We start from the raw sequence: 18797 nt of genomic DNA on the forward strand, positions 1-18797 counted from the left end.
CCAGGGACAGGATCTGCTCTTCAACCTTGCGGGGCAGACGAGCCATCTCGACTCCATGCAGGATCCCAATACCGATCTGGAGATCAACGCGCGGGCTCAGCTCTCGATTCTCGAGACCTGCCGGAAGCACAACCCCGGCGTCAAGGTAGTCTTCGCCAGCACGCGCCAGATCTATGGAAAGCCGCAGTATCTCCCCGTGGACGAGAAACACCTCCTGATCCCCGTGGACGTGAACGGGATCAACAAGATGGCGGGCGAGGCCTACCACGTCCTCTACAATAACGTATACGGGATCCGGGCTTGCGCGCTCCGGCTCACGAACACGTACGGGCCTCGAACGCGAGTCAAAGACGCGCGCCAGACATTTTTGGGAATCTGGACGCGACTGATTCTGGAGGGAAAACCATTCGAGGTCTGGGACGGGAGTCAACTCCGCGACTTCACCTACGTGGACGACGCCGTGGAGGCGTTCCTGCTCGCGGCGGCCAGTGAGGAGGCCGACGGCAAAGTGTTTAACCTGGGCGGCGCCGATCCCCCGATCAGTCTTAAAGATTTGGCCGATCTGCTCGTCAGCGCGAACGGCGGCGGCCGCTACGAGCAGCGCACGTTCCCCTCGGACCGAAAGCGCATCGATGTCGGTGACTACTACGCAGATGATCGGGCAATCCGCTCCGCCCTCTCGTGGCAGCCTCGCGTGACGTTGCGAGAGGGGCTGGCTCGAATGCTGGAGTATTACCGGCAACACCTTCCCCGCTACCTCTGACGAGCGTCGTGGCGACCACACCTCCCATTCTGCCGATGGATCCGCGCGCGAACTACCTCGCCCACCGGGAGGAGATCGACAGCGCCATCAGTGGAGTACTGGAGGGCGGCCGGTACATCCTCGGTCCGGAGGTGGCCGCCTTCGAGCGGGAGTTTGCCGAATACGTCGGCGTGCGGCACGCGGTCGGCGTGGGGAGCGGAACCGAGGCGTTGCACCTGGCCCTCCTTGCCTGTGGGATCGGGCCCGGCGACACCGTCGCGACCGTCTCCCATACCGCGGTCGCAACCGTCGCCGCGATCGAGCTCGCGGGGGCGACCCCGCTCCTGGTCGACATCGAGCCGCGCACGTTCACGATGGACCCGGAGCGGCTGGAGGAGGCGATCGCGGCTCAACGGGCCACCTCCCCTTCGGCGTCCGTCCGGGCGGTGATCCCGGTGCATCTCTACGGGCATCCCGCCGACCTCACGGCGATCCTCGCCGTGGCGCGAGGGCACGGCCTTCGCGTGATCGAGGACTGCGCCCAGGCCCACGGAGCCTCGTGGAACGGACGTCGCGTCGGAGCGCACGGTGACATCGCCGCATTCAGCTTCTACCCCACGAAGAACCTGGCCGCCCTGGGCGATGGCGGCGCCGTCGTGACCGACGATCCAGCCCTCGCCGAGCGCGTTCGCCTCCTGCGCGAGTACGGATGGCGCGAGCGCTACGTCAGCGACTTCGCCGGCACCAATTCCCGACTCGACGAGCTCCAGGCGGCGGTGCTGCGCGTCAAGCTCCGGCACCTGGAGGCCGAGAACGCGCGCCGGCGGGCGATCGCCGCCATGTACGACCAGGCGCTCGCCGGCTCATCGGTCGCGCCGCCGCGCGCAAGGACCGAGGGACGGCACGTCTACCACCAGTACGTCGTCCGCAGCCCGAGGCGCGATGGCCTGATCGAGGAGTTCGGAGGGCGCGGGACCCGTCTTTTGATCCACTATCCCCAGCCGGTTCATCTGCAGCCCGCCTACCGCACGCGAGCGCGCCTGGCGCCGGGCGGTCTGCCCCATACCGAGCAGGTTTGCCGTGAGATCGTGAGCCTGCCGATGCATCCACATCTCACGGATTCGCAAGCGCGGACCGTCACGGAGTGGATCCTCTCCTGGGATCGTGCCGCAGTGAACGGGGCGTGATGCGGCATTTCTGCACTTATTTTGACCGCAACTACCTGTCCCGGGGTCTCGCGCTCTACCGGTCGCTGCAGGCGCTCGGGCGGCCCTTTCAGCTCTGGGTCCTATGCATGGATCCGGTGTGCCACGCGGCGCTCGCGAGCGCGGAGCTTCCCGGCATACGCCCGATCGCGCTCGAGGATTTCGAGCGGGGGGACGACGCGCTGCTTCGCGCCAAAGCGAATCGGACGCTCGTGGAGTACTACTTCACATGCACCGCCTCGCTGCCGCGCTACGTCTTCCGCGAAGAGCCTGGGATCGATCTCCTCACCTACGTGGATGCCGACCTCTACTTTTTCGCGGACCCCGAGCCGCTCTTCGAGGAGCTCGCCGGAGGGTCCATCGCGATCATCGAGCATCGGATCTCGAAGCGCCTCGGACCGCTCGAGCAGTACGGCCGCTATAACGTCGGCTGGATCTCGTTCCGCCGCGACGCGAACGGCATGGCATGCCTCGAGTGGTGGCGCGACCGCTGCCTGGAATGGTGCTACGACCGCGTCGAGCCGGGACGGTTCGCGGAGCAGAAGTACCTCGACGAGTGGCCGCGGCGGTTCGGGGGGGTTGTGGTCCTTCGCCATCCCGGCGCGAACGCGGCCCCGTGGAATCTCGCCGATCATCCGGTTCGGTGGGACGGGGATCGGCTCCGAGTGGGGGAGAGCCCGCTCCTGTTCTTCCACTTCCACGGCTTCCGGCACCTCGGCGGGCGCCTCTACGATCCCAACCTGTCACGATACCGCGCGAGGCTTTCGAAAACGGCGCGCCTTCATGTCTACCATCCGTACATCCGCGCCCTCCATGAAGCCGATGGGGAAATCTCGCCCCATTCCGGGAACACCTCGCTGGGGACGAGCGTGCGCCATCCGCTGCCCACCCCGTTCGTCCAACGTGTCGTGAAACGGATTCGACGGCTGGGACGGTTTTGGATCGGGCTCGCCTCGGGCCACTATCTTCTGGCGCCGCGCCCCGGGACTTCTAAGCGTCGCGTCTCAGGCTCTGCTTCAGTGCCCGCGCGAAGTTGAGGAGATGGAGTCGGCGAAGGACCCGTTGTAGATAGTGCCTCAGGTAGTCGCCGAATACGGTATAGACGGAGAACCGGACCACGTCCGGGAACGCGTAGTGTCTGCGCACGATCCGGAATCGCTCCCGGGCGAGCGCAGGGAAACGCTCCCAGCTCACGCCGCCAAAGCCCATGCTTGCGACCACGACGGGGACGAAGCGCGTCGTGATTCCGGGATCCTCGAACACTCGAAGCAGCCAATCGTAGTCCGCCGCGATCCGGTACTCGGTCCGGAAGCCGCCGACGCGGTCGAATACGGATCGTTTGCAGAGAATCGCCTGGTGCGCGATTCGCGTGCCGAAGAGCAACGCCGGCCGGTCCACGGGTTGCCCTACGACGTCGGTGTATCGCAGTGCGTCGTCGCGCCGCTCGAGGCGCCCGTAGACGAAGTCCGCGCCCCCGGAGTCGGCCAACGCGCGCTCGAGCGAGTCGTTCGCGGCGAAGCGGTCGTCCGCGTTGAGGAAGTGGATGTAGGTGTCCGGCTCCAGAACGCGGGCGATCCCTCGGTTCATCGCGTCGTAGAGGCCGTCGTCGGGCATGCTCGTCCACCGGACCCGGCCGCCGTAGCGGCGGAGGATGTCGAGCGTGCCGTCCGTCGAGCAGCCGTCGACGACGATGTACTCGAGGGGGCGGCACGATTGAGCCAGGACACTCTCGATCGCCCCCTCGATCGTGCGCGCGCCGTTTCGCACGACGGTGATGACGGTGATGGGAAGAGCGGGAGATCGAGTGTCTGCCATCCGGCCATCTTCCCTCAGGACGCGCTCCGCAATCAAGCCGTCCGCGGATTGACACGGGAACGGTCCTCTATGACACTCCGGCCCCATGTCCACATCAAGGTTCACGCTCTGGTGGGATCGCTCGCTGCGGTTCGCGATGGGATCCGGCTCCATCTTTTCCGGCTCGCTCTTCGGCATCATTCGAAACAAATGGCTCGCCACGCACCTGCACGCCGCCGGACTCGGGGTGCTGGCCCAGACGACCTCCGCGCAGGCGTGGCTCGGCAGCCTTGCCAACATGGGAGTGGGCTTTCCGGTGGCGCACGCCGTTGGCGCCGCGCGGGGGCTGGGGAACGACGACGATGCGCGGCGGACGATCTGGACCGCGCTCTCCATTACCAGCCTCGGCTCGCTTTTCGTCGCGGCCCTGGGGCTGACCTTCGCGGGCCCGATCAGCAGGGCGCTCTTGGGATCCACCGAACACGCGCTCCTCGTGCGCGTGGCCGCGCTGGGGGCCACGGGGATCGCGTTCCAAGGTGTCCTGTTCGGGCTCTTCGCGGGCCGGTCCGACCTCCGGGCCAACCTGACCCTCTCCCTCGTGGGCGGCATCGTGGCCGTGGCCGCCACGCTGGCCCTCGTGCCCCGCTGGGGCCTTGCGGGCGGCGCCGTCGGGATCGCCGTGCTCGCCCCCGCGGGGATCGCGGGCGTACTGCTGCTGCACCGGCGCTCCTACGCGAGACTGTTTACTCCGGTGCCGAAACCGCCGCTCGATCTGGCTCTGGCCCGCTCGATTCTGGGCGTCGGGGCGGCGGCACTGGTGCTCACGTTGGTCGACCTGGGCACGATGCTCGCGGTCCGCTCGAATTACCTGAGCGTGAACGGAGTCGCCGCGAACGGGCTGCTCCAGGCGGCGCTGGCGTTGTCACAGCAGGTGGGCACGCTCTTCTACGCTTACCTGTCGAATTACGCTTTCGGAAAGGTGAGCGGGCTGGGGGGCGCCGCTGAGATCCGCGTCTACACGAGGCGGCACTGGCGGCCGCTCATGCTCCTGGCGGCGCCGATCTTCGCGCTGGCGATGGTCGCGTCGGCACCACTCCTCCATCTCCTCTACTCCAGCCGCTTCGATCCGGCGCGTCCGTTGATGGCGTGGACGCTCTGGGGCGAGTTCTGCCGTGTGGGCATGAACGCGTGGGCGGTCGGGGCGCTCCCCACCGGGGGAGCCCGGCTCTGGCTTCCGATCGGGATCGCCCCCGCGATCGGCCTCGCGTTGTCCTACGCGGTCCTCTCGCACGCGAACCTGGGCACGCTCAGCCTCCCGCTTGCCTACGCCGGCGCGGGCCTCTTCTCGCTCTGCTTCGGTGGGATCGCGATGAGCCGCGCGGGCGTGACGCTCACGAAGCAGGACCTGGCCGTCGTTCTGGGATCCGCCCTCGCGCTGGCGGCCCTGGCTCGTTGGGTTTCGGCCTAGCGGGGTCGAGGGAACCGCGGGGCGGGTTCCGGGCTAGCGAGGCCGCGGAGTTCGCTCGGAAGGTCTCAAGATTCGGTAGATCCAGCCCAGCGCCGGCGAAAAAACCGCCGCCGTCCTCAGCCGCCGCTTCAAATGAGCCGGGGTGAGCGCGCGGCGGAGCCCGGCGCGCGTGACCTGGTGCGTGGCGTCGGCGAGCGTGAAGATCCGCTCCTTCCCTCCGATCAGCTCGAGATTCCGGTCGGCCTCGGGGCCCTCCCAGGCCGCGCCGGTCCCCTGCTTCACGTGGCCGTAGGCGTGATTCTGATGGATCACGAGCGTCGCCTCGGTGGCATCGACCACCGGCATCTTGCGACCGCGCGCGTAGTAGATCATCCAGTTGTCCCAGCCGGGGCGTCCCACCGCGAAGGGCGGAAGGGCTCCCAACGCGCCGCGAGGGTAGACGAAGTAGTCGCTCCCGCTCGGTGGGTGTAGCAGGCCCGTTCGCTCCACGCGCGTGCGCAGCTCCCGCTCCCAGCTCGGGTCGCCGAAGGCGAGCGGCTCCGTCACATCGAGGTCCCACCGCTGACCCACCATCAGGAAGGCTCTCTTCGCCGCGGCGACCCGCCCTGCCGCTTCCGCGAAATCGGAGAGCAGGAGGATGTCAGCGTTCACGTAGCAGAGAAGGTCGCGCTGGGCGCGCGCCTCGGCGGCGGCGAAGACCGAGCTCAAGAGCGGGGTCCCGAATTCGTTCCGGTCCACAGCGGGAATCCGATCGGTGCCCAGCGCGGCCGCCGTTTCGGCCGTTCCCGGCTCGTCCCCGCAGAGGATCACCTCGCACGCGGGACGGAGGCAGCGCCAGCTCTGGATCGCGTTCCGCTGAATGATGCCGATGTGCCCGTCGAACGGCTTCGGGACGGTGAAGATCGTGAGCACGGGCCGCGGCTCAGGACCTGCGCAGCACGAAGCAGCCGAGCCCGTAGAGTCGCTCGCGCGAGGGCGTGGCGAGCGCCGGGCCCTCGTCGCTTCGCTCCCAGCGGTTCTCCAGGTCCTTGAGCCAGAACTCGCGGCTCTCGACGGTGAATCCCTGGAGAAGCCTCGGCAGGCGCTCAGGGCCGTACACGCGATGCCACGGCGCGAAGACGGCGTCGCTGCCGACGGGGATCGTGAGGAGCATGAGACCGCCGGGCCGGAGGAGCGAGCGCAGGCGCGCCATCGCGGCCAGGTCGCCGTCGGCATGCCCTTCCGTCACGCCGTAACGGCCGGCGATCCCGACGTGCTCGATCGCGGAGCAATTGATCGCGAGGTCGAATCGCGCCTCTTCGAGCGGCAGCTCGAGAATGTCCCCTTGGAGGAACTTGAGGCGCTCATGCCGGTACGGCCACGCGACCTCGCCTAAATCGACCGCGGTCACGCGGAACCCGGCGTGCGCCGCGACCACGCCGAGGGGGCTCTGCCCACAGCCGAAGTCGATCGCCTCCCCGGAGCCTTGTGGGATCCGCGCGGCCACCCACGACCACTCGATTTCGCGGTCCCCGGAGAGATCCCGCCCGCCTTCCGCCCTCGGACGTAGGCTCCGCTTGAGCCCGCGAAGGGCGCCATAGAGTCCCTCCGGGAGCGGGACCGAGATGTGGACGCGGCGCACGCCCTGCCTCAGTAGGCGTTGGCGTCGTGGAAGACGCGCACGAGGGTCAGGAACAGAATCTTCATGTCGAAGGCCATCGACCAATTCTCGATGTAGTAGAGGTCGTACTCGATCCGCCGCTCGAGCGGCGTGTCGCCGCGGAGGCCGTTCACCTGGGCCCATCCGGTGATGCCCGACTTCACGTGGTGGCGGAGCATGTAGCGCGGGATCGACGCCCGGAACCGATCCACGAACACGGGCTGCTCGGGCCTCGGTCCCACCAGGCTCATGTGTCCGACGAGAACGTTCCAGAGCTGTGGAAGCTCGTCGATCGACAGCTTTCGCAGTATCGTACCCGCGCGCGTCCGCCGGGGATCCGCGGCGCGGCTCCACTGCGGTCCGGTCGCCTCCGCGTCGGTTCGCATCGTGCGGAACTTGAGCATCAGGAACCGTCGTCCGTTCACGCCGACCCGTTCCTGCGCGTAGAAGACCGGCCCCGGCGAATCGAGCTTGATCCAGAGCGCGATCGCGAGAAGCAGCGGCGAGAGAAGGAGGAGGCCAAGCCCCGCGAAGAGCATGTCGAAGGCCCGCTTCGCCACCATGTTCCAGCCCTGCTCCGGCGTCTCGGTGACGAGCACCACAGGGGTTCCGTCGAAATCCTCCACGCTCGCGTTCAAGGTGAAAGCGCGGGCCAGGTCCGGCACCAGCCGGACGGCAACGGTCGAGTCGCTGAGCCGCTCGAGCGCCTCGAGCTCGGCCTCGTGCTCGGTGCGCGCCAAGGCGAGGTAGACCAGCTCGGCGCCCGTCTCCTTGGCAAGTGCCGGCAGCTCCGAAACCGTGCCGATTACGTCGTGGTCGGCGACCCGCTTCCCGATGTCCGCAGCGCCGGCGCCCACGATTCCCACCACCTTGAAGCCGTAGTCCGATTGCACCGCCATTTTCCGCGCGACCCGCTCCGCCAACTCTCCGGTCCCGACGATCAAGACGTGGCGGAGGTTTCGTCCCCGGCGTCGGAGCGCGCGCAGAGCGACGCGGATCGACAGGTGGGCGGCGCAGAGCGAGCCCGCCCCGAAGATCGCGAAGAGAAGGAGGACCGAGCGCGCCAGCTCGCCCCGCCAGAAGTACGAGGTGAGCGCCGCAAGCGCCGTCACGATCGCGATCCCCTGGACGAGAGTCCAGAGCTCCTGGGAGAGGCGCGCGGTCCGCGCGGAGCGGTAGAGGTGGAAGGAGCGGAGGACGAGGAGCGCGAGCGGCGTGATGACGGCGCCGAGCCAAACGTAGCCTTTGATCGGCGGGATTCCGAGCGGCGCCGGGAGGCGAAGCCACTGGAATCGCACCCAATAGGCCGCGACCCACGAGCCGAAGATCAGCACGCCGTCGAGGAGGAAGATTCCGGTTAGAAATAGCTGCCGGTGGCGGGCAAACATGGTCAAGTGGCGCAGTCTATCATGCGGTGGATTTCGCGTCCGCACGGAGGGCCCAGAAAACGCCCCAGATGTACGCGAACGCGAAGGCGGTGTTCACATCGGCTAGAGAGTAGTTCGTCAGCAGGATCACGAGCACCTGTCCGGTCACCGCGATTGCGGCGATTGCCCATGCCCGAACGAGCCAGAAGGGGTCTTCCCCCGCCACCCGACTCGCCGCGCGGATCAGCTTCCAGAGTAGAAACCCAAAAGCCGCGAGGCCGACGATTCCCAAATTGAGCCAGATGAGGAGGTAATAGTTATGAACGAACCACTGCTCTCGGGTCGTGCCGAGAAAGGGATCGCGATTCATGATGGCGAAGCCGAACCCATTCCCGATGACCGGGGATTCGAGTGCTGCGTTGACGGCCCGCTCCCACTCGACGAGACGCAAGATGTTGGAGACGGTCTCACCTTCCAGGTCCGTCGAGAAGGAAGCGCTGAAGCGCCGTCCGATGGAGGACAGAAGGTCGCCCTTGCCGAAATAGACAGTCGAGAGCCCGGCGGTCACCGCGAAGATTCCGACGAGCGCAGGGAGTAGGAGGAAACGGCGGGAACGGACGCGGGGCTCGAAGCATCCCAGGTTGCGCCACGACAGAATGGTAGCAAGGGCGAGCCCAACGATGAATCCAAGCCAATACCCTCGCGTAAAGGAGAAGAGAAGATGCGCGAGCATCGGGATCATGGCGAACAGGCAGAACACGCGCATCTTCCGGGTTGGTGCTAGAAGGGCTACCGTCCAGAGTCCGACGGCAACCATTCCTGTCACCGTGGTGAAATAGATCCCGCCCAAGCGCCGGTGGTAGATCTGCAGCATGGTGAGGCCGAATCCAGTGTGGACGAGGCCGATCGCCACCAATCCTAGCCCTGCATAGACCGCGTTCCTCCGCTTATAAACCTGCATCATGCCTAGCGCTAGAGCCGGCCACAGCGCGCCTGCCACCTCAATGCCGAGGCTCCGAATGTTGTTCCCATGAAGAAGCCCGAGGGTCACGCCGACGGCGCAGGCGCCGAGCCAGACCGCCAGCCCCTGCAGCAGCTCGGAGGGCGGACGGACCCACGACTTCCAGGTGCTTCGCCAAAACAACAGGAGGGAGATCCAAGCGAACCACGCACAGAGCACAGTCATTTCCAGGGTGAGGTGGCCGGTCTCATAGTCGACGAACGTGGCCAGCAGCACGCCGATGAGAAAGGTCGCGCGGATATCAAGTAGCGACCAGAGGACGAGGCCGACCGCGCCGCCCGAGACAACGAGCAGCAACCCGGCGCGTGTCACCAGGGCGATGAGGATCACGGCGGGAGCGAGAATCGCCGCGGCGATGAGGATCGCCCGACTCCACCGTTTCTTCTCGTCTCGTGGCGGGACCGCTGCCACTGCAGTAGTGTGTGTCATTCTGGGGATGTTATGCGTCGCCAAGAGCGCCGGAAAAAGCGGGAACGCCGCAGCGATGGTATGCTGCCGGTCCATGACTCACGAGTACCATCGCTCTCCCGCATGACCCCCCACTGGCCGGAATCATGACCGACACGCCGCGCTGCTCCGTAATCGTCGTGAGTTACAATTCGGCCTCCTATCTCCCGCAGTGCCTTTCGGCTCTCGAAAGACAGCAAGGCGTAGAGGCTGACATCCACGTCGTCGACAACGCCTCCTCGGACGGCAGCGCCGATCTCGTTCGTCGTCAGTTTCCGCGAGTTCGCTTGATTGCAAATCTGAGCAACGTCGGTTTTGCAAGCGCTAACAACCAGATACTGAGCCCGGGGACTGCGGAGTTCTACGCACTCGTTAATCCCGATACCGTACCGTCGCCGACTGCGCTCGCGACCTGCGTGCGGTATCTGGAGGGCAACCCCAAGGCGGGCGTCGCGGCGACGCGGCTCGTCCATCCAGACGGGGACCTTCAGCGTTCGAGCCACGCCTTTCTGGGATTTCGCAATCTGCTCGGAGAGACGTTCGGTGTCCACCGGCTCCTGCCCGTGCTCCGCCCGCTTTCCTCCTTGTACATGCCGTGGTTCGACCATGGCCGGATCGCTGAGGTCGATTGGGTTGACGGCGCCTTTCTCGTGGCTCGGGGAGAGGTGGTGCGGGCCGTGGGCGGTCTCGACCCCGGCTTTTTCATGTACGGCGAGGAGATGGACTGGTGCCGTCGTATCCGTCGCGCCGGCTGGAGCATCGTGTTCTTGCCCGAGCCGGCCGTGATTCACGTGGGGGGCGCGAGCAGCGGCCCGATCGCAGGACCGATGTTCGTGGAAAACCTGAGAGGACGGCTGCGCTTTCTCTCGAAGCACCGTTCTTCCCTTGTGGTCATGGCCGCGCGCGCAACGATCGCCGTATCGGTGCTCCTTCGATTCGCCTGGCGCGAGGCTCAAGCGCTTGGGCTTTCGCTAATGGGTCGCCCTGTCCCCGAGCCTCTTCGGCTTCGCCTAACCTCGTTAAGCGCGGCGGCGCGATGGGTCCTACGGGGACTCCCGCTGTAGCAACCCCATCTCGGGCATCTCCTGACTTCCCCGCGATGACGGCGGTCTACGTTGGGCGGGACCTCCGCACATTCCATGCGATCCATGCCAAGGCCGCAAAGACCGAAATCACGAAGCCGATCCCGGTCAGGAGCCCGCGGCGCGGCCAGAACCGCCGCTCGGGAGGATCCGCGGGGTCCAGGACTTCCACGGTAGTCACATCGCGCGCCTCGGTAATGCGCGCCTCCTCGTGCTGCGCCGAGAGTAGGGAGAAGACCTGTTCGTGGATCTTGACCTCGCGGACGAGGCGCGCCAGCTCGAGCCCCAACTCGGGCAGATTGCCGATCAATCGGTTCACCTGATCGAGCTGCTGGCGTAGACGGCGGACCTCCTCGCTGTTCTCCGCGGCATACTGGCGCGCGACGCCGAGCTGCACGTCGAGGGCCGCCTGGCTGGCGAAAAGCCGCGCCGAGCTCTCTACTGCGGAGAGCTCGCCGGCGGTTAGGCCGACCGTGCGGTGCTGTTCACCGTAGCGACGCAGCGCCTCTTCAGCCTTTTGCAGGTCCCGCTCGGTATCATAGAGACGCTGCTCCACGAAGACGCGCATGCGCCGGCCTTTGGTCATCCGTATCTCGCGGTTGAAACGGTCCAACTCCTCGGCGTAGGCGTTTGCGAGGTCCGCGGCGCGTTTGGGGTCGGGGTCCTCGACGCGAATGACGATCGTACCGGTGTCCCCAACTTTGAATGTCGATCGCCTCTGTAGCTCTCGGATCGCGATGTCCTCGCGAAGGCTCCTGTAGACATTCTTGAGATCGAAGCGACCCACGAGAACGGTTGCGATCCGGCGGCTGTGCAGGATGGCCATCGTCACATCCTCGGGGCCCGTTCTACTCGGGACCCGAATCCCTGGAACGTTGAGGCCGCGGAACATCGAGGACACATTGAATCCGGTCTCTTCTTCGGTGGGTGGCAGGAGAACGGTCTCGGCTCGGTAGGTGGGCGGCCACAAGAGGGCCACAGTGGCGGAAAGCAGAGTTCCCACGAGAACGATGAATGCGGCCCGGAGCCGAAACGGCCTCGCGCTGGCCGCGTAACTGGAGAAGCTCGGCTCCCCCTCGGGTGCCACCTGCGACCGAACCTCGCGGGTAGCGAGCTCGGGGGTGCGTTCATCGCGTTTATACGTTTCGGGGCCCATCGCCTACTTGGTCACCTGGTGGATAACGAGAACGGTCGTGGCCACCTGTCCGGTGACGATGATAACGTCGCGGAACACGGCCCAGAACGATGTGTCCTTCCTCTCTGGGACCCAGATAAAATCCCCCGGCTCGATGCGGTGGGTGTCACGCGCGAAGACCGTGTTGCTGCTCCCGGAATGCGTGAGCCGCGCGTCACCGGCGTTGCCGCGGCGCGTTGTCCCCCCGGACATGTGGATGTAATCGCCCGCGGACCACCCCGCTTGGAACGCCACCATTCCAGGACTTCTCACCGAACCGTCCACCCGCACGGCCAGCTCGAGCCGGGGAACGTGGACGTGGTCCCCGTCGCGAAGTGGAACGTCCGCCTCCGGCGGAGACGGTCGCCCGCTCGAGAAATCTACAAGGTAGGCCGATTGGCGCACGGCCAGCTTGCTGCGGAAGGTCTGATACTCGCTGTTCGTCATCTCGCCGCGCGACAGGCGGTTCAGTCGCTCGAATTCGACGTCACTCGCGGTTCCGATTCCGTCCCGTTCGAGGCGTACGATGCGCGCCGCGGCGTGGGGGGTAAAACCACCCGCCCAGACCACCAAATCGCTGACCCGACTTCGACCTTCATCGATGGGGTAGGTTCCCGGGGCCCGCACCTCTCCGCTGACCGTAACCTGACGGATCGGATGCCATTCCGGCTGCGGGCGGATGAAAACCCGATCGTCGGCCTGCATCGCGATCGCCTCGCCGTCGGAGCCCTGATCAAGGCTCGTGTACAGCGTGTCGAGCTCGCGGGCACCCCTGAAACGGACGATCACCACGGAATCGACACGGGCTTCAGGCAATAGCCCCCCGGCGATTCGGAGGAGGGTACCCAGACTGTCGCCGTTGCGGAACTCATAGAAACTCGCTCGGGCGATCGCCCCGAAAACTCCGATGCGCTCAGTCAGCACCGGAACGATCACGCGATCCCCGTCTTGGAGGTACGGATTTCCGTCCCAATCCCCCGTTCGCTCGAAGCGCTCGAGGTCCGCGAGGTCGGCATGGCCGTCGCGATGAAGCAGGCGAATGTTCCGTCGCGAGGCGTTCGGGGTAGTCCCTCCCGCCGCCTCAATGGCCTCGAGCACACGGGCGTCACCAGAGACCTGCTTTGTGCCGACGGTCTTGACCTCGCCGAGAACGTAGACGTTGAAGGTTCGTGGTTCGAGGAGGCGGAGGTCCAGGGAAGCACCCGGCACATACGGGCGCAATCGCTGGATGATGTCGGCTCGCGCATCGGCGAGAGTCTTGCCCCCCAAGGCGACGAGCCCGAGGTTGGGCACGCGGACGCGCCCCTCAGCATCTACCGTGAGCACCTTCGCGGCGAGCGCCTTCCCCCCGTACTCGAGACTCAATACGTCTCCCGGCCCGAGACGGTACGTCGCAGGGTCGACAGGACCCGCGAGCGTCGGCCGCGAACCGGCGGATGGCGAGGCCCCTCCGTCCCCCGGCGGCATGGTCACGCCCTCGGGCAGCGTGCGGAGCACATCCTCACCGGAAGTTTGGGCGCGAGCGGACCCGCAGGCGAGGGCAAGCGCAGCCGCGGCTCCGAGGCACGCACCCAAGAACGACCCAGGTCTTCGGGGGCCGCTCCTGGAAGATGTCGACGTCGTTCGGACCGCGGAGTGCTTGTCGGGAATAGTCTTGAGGTTCGTGAGGACGTCTCCGTCGAAGAGGCGCGCCATGGTCCCCTGCAGTTTAGCGCGTTTCCTGGGTCCCGGGGGATGCTTCGTGCGGGGGGTCAGGAGGCGAAAATCGAGCCGGGTTACAGGGCCACCTGTGCCACCAGCTCGTTCTGGAGGCGCGCCACCGCGGGGAGCGACCAGCGTTCCTCCGCCACAGCGCGCCCCGCGTGTGCAGGAGCGTTGCCGCGGTGATCGTCCGTTTCAGGGGTGCCCGCGAGCTCCGCCGCGGTCTCGCCTTCGAGGTAGTGCGTGCCCGGCGTGAGCCCGAGCCCCTCACACGCGAAGCGCGTCGCTACCACGGGGAGCCGTGCCGCCATGGCTTCGACGATCTTGACGCGCGCTCCAGCCCCGGTCCAGAGCGGCACCAGAAGCAGCGTCGCGCACGCGAACTCCTCCGGCATCGAGGGGACATTGGAGGCGAGCTCTGCCCCGGCCCGCTTGGCTGCTTTGATGAGCGAGGCGGGCGGGCTCTTGCCCGCCAGGCGGAGCCTGGCTTCCGGCGCGCCGGCCCGAACACGAGGCCAACCTTGTGTCAGGAAGCGTAGCGCTCCGTCGACGTTGGGGGGCCACGAGAACGAAGCCGCCAGAAGGAGCACCGGCGGTTCCGCCGGACGCCGCGGAGGGTAGCGGGCGAGGTCGATGCCAACAGGTAGGGTCGCGACGCGGGCGCCCGGCGCGAGAGCGCGAAGGACCTCCGTCTCACCCTCCTGGATGGCGAGGGTGAGCGCCGCCGCTCGGCAGAGGGACGCTTCGGCGCGCTTCAGCCGCACCGCCTGTGCGCGCGCGTAGAGCCCGGCGGGCGTGAGTCCGCGATCTCGCGCGTATCGCTCCATCCATAGATGTTCGACGTTGTGCTCACGCAGAACCATCGGCGTACCGCCGATCGCCTCGACGTACGGAGCCATGTGGAGGTGGTTCGCCAACACGTAGGACGGGGTCAAAACCGCGACCCGCTCGCGCAACATGGCCGCGAGTGCCCCACTCCAGTAACGCGCGAGCGTGTAGGGCCTGCTGCCGAAGAGCCCCGCAGCCGCGGCGATGGGGAGTGGGGGCGGGCGATGCGCGACACGCCCCACGGTGATCCCAAGAGCGACAAGTTCCGGCGGAAGCGACTCGGCCTCCGTTCCCGCCGGGACGAACGTGAGAAGGGTCACGTCGTGCGTCTGGGCGGCAGCCCAGACGGTCTGCCATGACGCGATGCGACCCCCGTCGTCGAGCGGCCATGGGAGCCGGGGAGTCAGGACTATCGCCGAGCGCCGGGCCATTCCCGTCCCCATCCGCTCGCGGCGTAGGCGACCCCGACGAGCGTGAAGAGGAGGTCGAGGAGCTCCTCGTCGCCGAAATTCCACTCGAAGAGCCCGGCCGCGAGAAACCCCGTGAGCGCCGCGACGGCTGCGAGCCGCAGCGCCAAGCCCATGCCGTCGGCGTCGACCGGCCCAGCTGCCTCCGCCGGCATGGTGGCGCGGGCACGGGCCGCGCGAACGTCGGGCCTGAGCCCAAATCCAGCGGTCCGATACAGACCGATCACGAGCCAGGCGAAAGCCGCGAGACCCACGACCCCCATGCTCGCGCCGATCTGGACGTAAATGCTGTGAAGATGCCCGTGCTGCTCGTGCGGCCCCGGCGGGCGGTAGCGTTCGATCCACGGGTGCAGGTCTTGAAGCCCGACTCCGGTGATCGGATGCGCCTGGAAGATTCGCCATCCCGCCGTCCAGAGATGCACGCGCTCCACGTTCCATGGATTGCTCGGATCGAAGGCGCTGAGCGCCCGCTCGCGATACCCGTGCGGGAGAACCAGGAGAAGCACGACGACGAGCGCCGCGAGCCCCGCGAGCCATCGCGCGCGTGTGAATCCAAGGAGCACGCCGAACGCGACGAGCGTCCCGATCCACGCGCTCCGGGTATAGCTCCCCAGGAGCGCTGGGGCGAGAAGGGCGAGGAGCGCCAAGGCGGCGACTCGCCAACGGCGGTCACGGACGCGAAGGAGAATCGCGGCGGCCACCGTCGCGAGAAGCATCGCCTGTCCGCCGTAGGTGAGCGGGTGGCCCACGGCGCCGCGCACGCGCACGGGGAAAGCGCCGCCCTGGGCCACGAACTTGGCCAACGCGTAGATCGTGGCGATCGCCGCCGATGCGAGCAGCAGCACGACCGCGCGCCTCGCGAGCTTGGGATCGCGCGCGTGGTACGCCGCGACCGGAACAATCGCGAGGAGGAGACCCTTCGTGATCCGACCGGTGCTTCCGGAGGGATCCTGGGAGGCCACCGTGGCCACGATGAGGGCCGCGATCCAGCCGAGCGCCGGGAGATCGAGCGGCGTTCGGACCCAGCGCACCCCTCCCGGCAGCCACCACGCCGCGAGGGTGAGCGCGCCGCAGAGCGCGACCGCGATGGACATCGGGGCGATCGACCAGGGAAGCGCGGCGGCGAGAAGGAGAAACGAGAGCGCTGCGGAGCGCTCGATCGCGGAGGACATGGCCGCCGATCGTGGGCCATGCATCGGGCCCGGTCAAGCCCGGGGGCTTCCTTGACATCGCCCCGCCCGTGCGGGAAACTCGCTCGGAATCCGCGTCCGAATGCACCCTCCGGAGGGCCGATGTCTCCCGACATCCGAATCGTCGTCACCGGCGGCGCCGGATTTCTCGGCCGCCACATCATGGCCGAGCTCCAAGCGCGCGGGTATCGGAACGCCGCCACGTTCCGCTCCAAAGAGTACGACCTGACTCAGGAGAGCGACGTGGAGCGGATGATCGCCGACCTGAAACCCGAGGCGATCGTCCATCTTGCCGCCACCGTGGGCGGAATCGGCGCGAACCGCCGCTACCCGGGCACCTATTTCTACGAGAACATGATGATGGGCTCGCTCCTCATGGAGCACGCCCGCCGCGCTCAAGTCGGACGCTTTCTCAGCGTGGGGACGATCTGCTCCTATCCCAAGCACACGCCCGTGCCGTTCCACGAGGAGAATCTCTGGAACGGATACCCCGAGGAGACGAACGCCCCCTACGGGCTTGCGAAGAAGATGCTCCTCGTCCAGTCGCAGGCCTACCGCCAGGAATTCGGATTCGACGCGTCGAACGTGCTGCTCGTGAACCTCTACGGCCCGCACGACAACTTCGATCCCGAGACATCCCACGTGATTCCCGCCCTGATCCGAAAGTGCGTGGAAGCGGTCGAGGCCCGCGCGATGCAGATCGACGTCTGGGGCACCGGCAAGGCGACCCGCGAGTTCCTCTACGTCGAGGACGCCGCGCAGGGAATCGTGGCCGCCGTGGAGCGGCTTGAGGGAAGCGATCCGGTGAACATCGGCGCCGGGTTCGAGATCTCGATCCGGGAGCTGGCCGAAAAGATCGCCTCCCTCACCGGCTTCAAGGGCCGCCTCCAGTGGGATCCCTCGATGCCGGACGGGCAGCCCAGGCGGAGCCTCGACACGTCGCGCGCGGAGGAGCTTCTGGGGTGGCGCGCCACTACATCGTTCGACGTGGGACTTCGCCGCACGATCGAGTGGTTCCGCTCCGAGGCCCGCGCTCCCGCGGGCGCCGGCACGTCGCGCCGCTGAACGCTGCGGCGGTTCTGCGCGCGTGACAGAGGGCAACCCGCTCTTTTCGGTCGTTGTCCCTACCCGCGGCGACCCCTCGAAGCTCCTCCCCCTCCTCGAAGCCCTCGCCCGCCAGACGTTTTCCAGAAATCGCTTCGAAATCCTGGTCTCGTTCGACGGCGCAGCGGCAACGCCGGAGATATCGGTCAAACTCTCGGCGTTGGGCGGCCGCACGATCGAATCCCGCGCGCGCCGCGGTCCTGGCACGGCGCGGAACCTGGCGGCGCAGGTGGCGAGCGGCGACTACCTGGCATTCACGGAGGATGACTGCCTCCCCGCGAACGACTGGCTCGAGCGCGCGGCGGCGCGTCTGGAGGGAGAGCCCGCGATCGATGTGCTGGAGGGCGCCACGGTCCGTCCCGACGGTCGGCCGACGCGGCGCCCGGACCCCGATCACCTCGCCTACCTGCCCACGAACCTCTTCGTCCGCCGACAGCTCTTCGAGAAGGTGGGCGGCTATTGCGAGGAATTCTTCGACGCGGGGCGAGGAATCTACTTCCGGGAGGATTCCGACCTTGGATTCACGCTGGAGGACGAGGGCGCGAAGGAGGCACGCGAACCCTCTGCTCGGGTGGCCCACCCGGTGGAGCACGTCGGCTACCTCGATCCACTGCGATGGGCCCGACGCTACGAGATGGACGCGCTCCTTGCGGCGCGCCATCCGGAGGAATTCCGCGATCGAATCGAGGTCCATCGCATCGGCCCGTTCGTCCTTCGCCGGCTCTTCGTGCGCGCCTGCTTCGCGTTCCTGCTCGCGATCGTTGCCGCGCTCACCGCCACCCTCGTCGGTGAGGCTGGGTTGGCCGCAGCCTTCGTCTTCATCGCGACCTTCGCTCTCCTCGTGGTCTGGGCCAAATGGGGCTTCAACCTGCTTCGACTTCCGGTGTGTCTCTGCGTGCCGTTCGTCCTCGTCTTCGCCTACGCGCGCGGGTTCCGCCGGGCGATCGCGAGCGGATCGCTCCGGCGGCCGGCCGGGTAATCGGCTTCCGCTGAGCCTGAGCATCCCGTATTGTCACCCGCGATGCGCGAATTGATCAAACGAGCGATTATCGGAACTCCCTGGGAAGCACCGGTCAAACGGGCTCATTCCGCGCTCACCGGGAGCAAGAGCAGCCTGTACGATTCCCAAACGATTGCCATCATGCGTCGTGCGTTGCGCCCGGACTCGAATGCCATTGACGTCGGGGCCTTCGAGGGCGGCATGCTCCGGCATATGCTCCGGTTTGCGCCGCGTGGACATCACTTCGCATTCGAGCCGCTGCCGGGAAAGTTCGAACGCCTCCATAAGGCGTTTCCGCGAACCCGTGTATATCCGTACGCCCTGGGGGCGCAGACAGGACAGGTCACGTACCACTTCATGCTCGAGCATCCCGCCCTGAGTGGGCTCCGGCGTCGGTTGGAACACCTCCCGAACGAAAGCGTCCGCGAACTGCAGGTCTCCATGGAAACGCTCGATAGGGTGATCCCATCAGATCTTCCGATCGCATTCCTCAAGATAGACGTGGAGGGCGGAGAACTAGGCGTGTTTCAGGGTGGTGTGCAAACGCTTCGGAGAACCCGGCCGGTCG

Annotated in this window: 17 protein-coding genes; 8 read left to right on the forward strand and 9 right to left on the reverse strand. The window is 66.9% G+C overall.

The genetic code is table 11. The annotated features are described in order from the left end of the window. The 3 genes from E6K79_08230 to E6K79_08240 form a co-directional block, all read left to right on the forward strand. Window positions 1-763 (forward strand): NAD-dependent epimerase/dehydratase family protein (locus E6K79_08230; protein TMQ64129.1); only part of this gene is annotated, 763 nt, incomplete at its 5' end. Between the two features lie 35 nt (window positions 764-798). Then, window positions 799-1929 (forward strand): DegT/DnrJ/EryC1/StrS family aminotransferase, encoded by a 1131-nt coding sequence (locus E6K79_08235; protein ID TMQ64146.1) that lies wholly within the window; start codon window positions 799-801, stop codon window positions 1927-1929. After that, window positions 1926-2984 (forward strand): glycosyl transferase, encoded by a 1059-nt coding sequence (locus E6K79_08240; protein ID TMQ64130.1) that lies wholly within the window; start codon window positions 1926-1928, stop codon window positions 2982-2984. Before E6K79_08235 ends, E6K79_08240 begins: the two co-directional genes overlap by 4 nt. On the opposite strand, the gene E6K79_08245 is transcribed toward E6K79_08240, so the two are convergent. Further along, complete coding sequence (locus E6K79_08245) at window positions 2938-4137, reverse strand: glycosyltransferase (protein ID TMQ64131.1); 1200 nt, start codon at window positions 4135-4137, stop codon at window positions 2938-2940. The two genes, E6K79_08240 and E6K79_08245, sit on opposite strands and share 47 nt — an antisense overlap. Here E6K79_08245 and E6K79_08250 point away from each other — a divergent pair. Then, window positions 3848-5209 (forward strand): hypothetical protein, encoded by a 1362-nt coding sequence (locus tag E6K79_08250; protein ID TMQ64132.1) that lies wholly within the window; start codon window positions 3848-3850, stop codon window positions 5207-5209. The two genes, E6K79_08245 and E6K79_08250, sit on opposite strands and share 290 nt — an antisense overlap. A gap of 33 nt (window positions 5210-5242) precedes the next feature. On the opposite strand, the gene E6K79_08255 is transcribed toward E6K79_08250, so the two are convergent. Genes E6K79_08255 through E6K79_08270 form a run of 4 tightly spaced genes read right to left on the reverse strand, consistent with a single transcriptional unit; the run spans window position 5243 to window position 9740 of the window. Continuing rightward, window positions 5243-6121 (reverse strand): hypothetical protein, encoded by an 879-nt coding sequence (locus E6K79_08255; GenBank protein TMQ64133.1) that lies wholly within the window; start codon window positions 6119-6121, stop codon window positions 5243-5245. Between the two features lie 10 nt (window positions 6122-6131). Beyond that, window positions 6132-6914, reverse strand: a complete 783-nt coding sequence (locus tag E6K79_08260; GenBank protein TMQ64134.1) for a DUF268 domain-containing protein — start codon at window positions 6912-6914, stop codon at window positions 6132-6134. Further along, window positions 6839-8242 carry an undecaprenyl-phosphate glucose phosphotransferase gene (locus E6K79_08265; protein ID TMQ64135.1) on the reverse strand — a complete coding sequence of 468 codons (1404 nt, stop codon included), beginning with the start codon at window positions 8240-8242 and terminating at the stop codon, window positions 6839-6841. The genes E6K79_08260 and E6K79_08265 overlap by 76 nt, the downstream gene beginning before the upstream one ends. A 13-nt stretch (window positions 8243-8255) precedes the next feature. Then, window positions 8256-9740, reverse strand: coding sequence for an O-antigen ligase family protein (locus E6K79_08270; protein TMQ64136.1), 1485 nt, complete (start codon window positions 9738-9740; stop codon window positions 8256-8258). Between the two features lie 50 nt (window positions 9741-9790). Between E6K79_08270 and E6K79_08275 the strand changes: the two genes are divergently transcribed. Further along, window positions 9791-10747 carry a glycosyltransferase family 2 protein gene (locus E6K79_08275; GenBank protein TMQ64137.1) on the forward strand — a complete coding sequence of 319 codons (957 nt, stop codon included), beginning with the start codon at window positions 9791-9793 and terminating at the stop codon, window positions 10745-10747. Between the two features lie 46 nt (window positions 10748-10793). Here E6K79_08275 and E6K79_08280 read toward each other — a convergent pair whose 3' ends face one another. The 4 genes from E6K79_08280 to E6K79_08295 form a co-directional block, all read right to left on the reverse strand. After that, window positions 10794-11921 (reverse strand): hypothetical protein, encoded by a 1128-nt coding sequence (locus E6K79_08280; protein ID TMQ64138.1) that lies wholly within the window; start codon window positions 11919-11921, stop codon window positions 10794-10796. A gap of 3 nt (window positions 11922-11924) precedes the next feature. Then, window positions 11925-13634, reverse strand: a complete 1710-nt coding sequence (locus E6K79_08285) for a hypothetical protein (protein TMQ64139.1) — start codon at window positions 13632-13634, stop codon at window positions 11925-11927. Between the two features lie 80 nt (window positions 13635-13714). Further along, entirely contained in the window at window positions 13715-14911 is a 1197-nt protein-coding gene (locus E6K79_08290; protein ID TMQ64140.1) for a glycosyltransferase, read from the reverse strand. After that, the gene (locus E6K79_08295; GenBank protein TMQ64141.1) at window positions 14878-16131 is read right to left on the reverse strand and encodes an O-antigen ligase family protein; all 1254 of its coding nucleotides are present in this window, start codon (window positions 16129-16131) and stop codon (window positions 14878-14880) included. Before E6K79_08295 ends, E6K79_08290 begins: the two co-directional genes overlap by 34 nt. A gap of 96 nt (window positions 16132-16227) precedes the next feature. Between E6K79_08295 and E6K79_08300 the strand changes: the two genes are divergently transcribed. The 3 genes from E6K79_08300 to E6K79_08310 form a co-directional block, all read left to right on the forward strand. After that, window positions 16228-17190: a GDP-L-fucose synthase gene (locus E6K79_08300; protein ID TMQ64142.1), complete on the forward strand. Its 963-nt coding sequence runs from the start codon at window positions 16228-16230 to the stop codon at window positions 17188-17190. A 22-nt stretch (window positions 17191-17212) separates the two neighbouring features. Next, window positions 17213-18208, forward strand: coding sequence for a glycosyltransferase (locus E6K79_08305; GenBank protein ID TMQ64143.1), 996 nt, complete (start codon window positions 17213-17215; stop codon window positions 18206-18208). Between the two features lie 42 nt (window positions 18209-18250). Then, window positions 18251-18797, forward strand: a 547-nt coding sequence (locus E6K79_08310) for an FkbM family methyltransferase (GenBank protein ID TMQ64147.1), incomplete at its 3' end; no start/stop codon positions are given.

This window comes from Candidatus Eisenbacteria bacterium, from assembly GCA_005893305.1.
In the GTDB taxonomy this organism is placed as follows: domain Bacteria; phylum Eisenbacteria; class RBG-16-71-46; order SZUA-252; family SZUA-252; genus WS-9.

Excerpts from the sequence above, each read along its gene's own strand:
- E6K79_08280 (TMQ64138.1), bottom strand. The coding sequence starts at position 11,921 with ATGGGCCCCGAAACGTATAAACGCGATGAACGCACCCCCGAGCTCGCT.
- E6K79_08250 (TMQ64132.1), top strand. The coding sequence starts at position 3,848 with ATGTCCACATCAAGGTTCACGCTCTGGTGGGATCGCTCGCTGCGGTTC.
- E6K79_08245 (TMQ64131.1), bottom strand. The coding sequence starts at position 4,137 with ATGGAGAGCGCGGTCCAGATCGTCCGCCGCGCATCGTCGTCGTTCCCC.
- E6K79_08290 (TMQ64140.1), bottom strand. The coding sequence starts at position 14,911 with ATGGGGACGGGAATGGCCCGGCGCTCGGCGATAGTCCTGACTCCCCGG.
- E6K79_08270 (TMQ64136.1), bottom strand. The coding sequence starts at position 9,740 with ATGGACCGGCAGCATACCATCGCTGCGGCGTTCCCGCTTTTTCCGGCG.
- E6K79_08285 (TMQ64139.1), bottom strand. The coding sequence starts at position 13,634 with ATGGCGCGCCTCTTCGACGGAGACGTCCTCACGAACCTCAAGACTATT.
- E6K79_08295 (TMQ64141.1), bottom strand. The coding sequence starts at position 16,131 with ATGCATGGCCCACGATCGGCGGCCATGTCCTCCGCGATCGAGCGCTCC.
- E6K79_08275 (TMQ64137.1), top strand. The coding sequence starts at position 9,791 with ATGACCGACACGCCGCGCTGCTCCGTAATCGTCGTGAGTTACAATTCG.
- E6K79_08300 (TMQ64142.1), top strand. The coding sequence starts at position 16,228 with ATGTCTCCCGACATCCGAATCGTCGTCACCGGCGGCGCCGGATTTCTC.
- E6K79_08235 (TMQ64146.1), top strand. The coding sequence starts at position 799 with ATGGATCCGCGCGCGAACTACCTCGCCCACCGGGAGGAGATCGACAGC.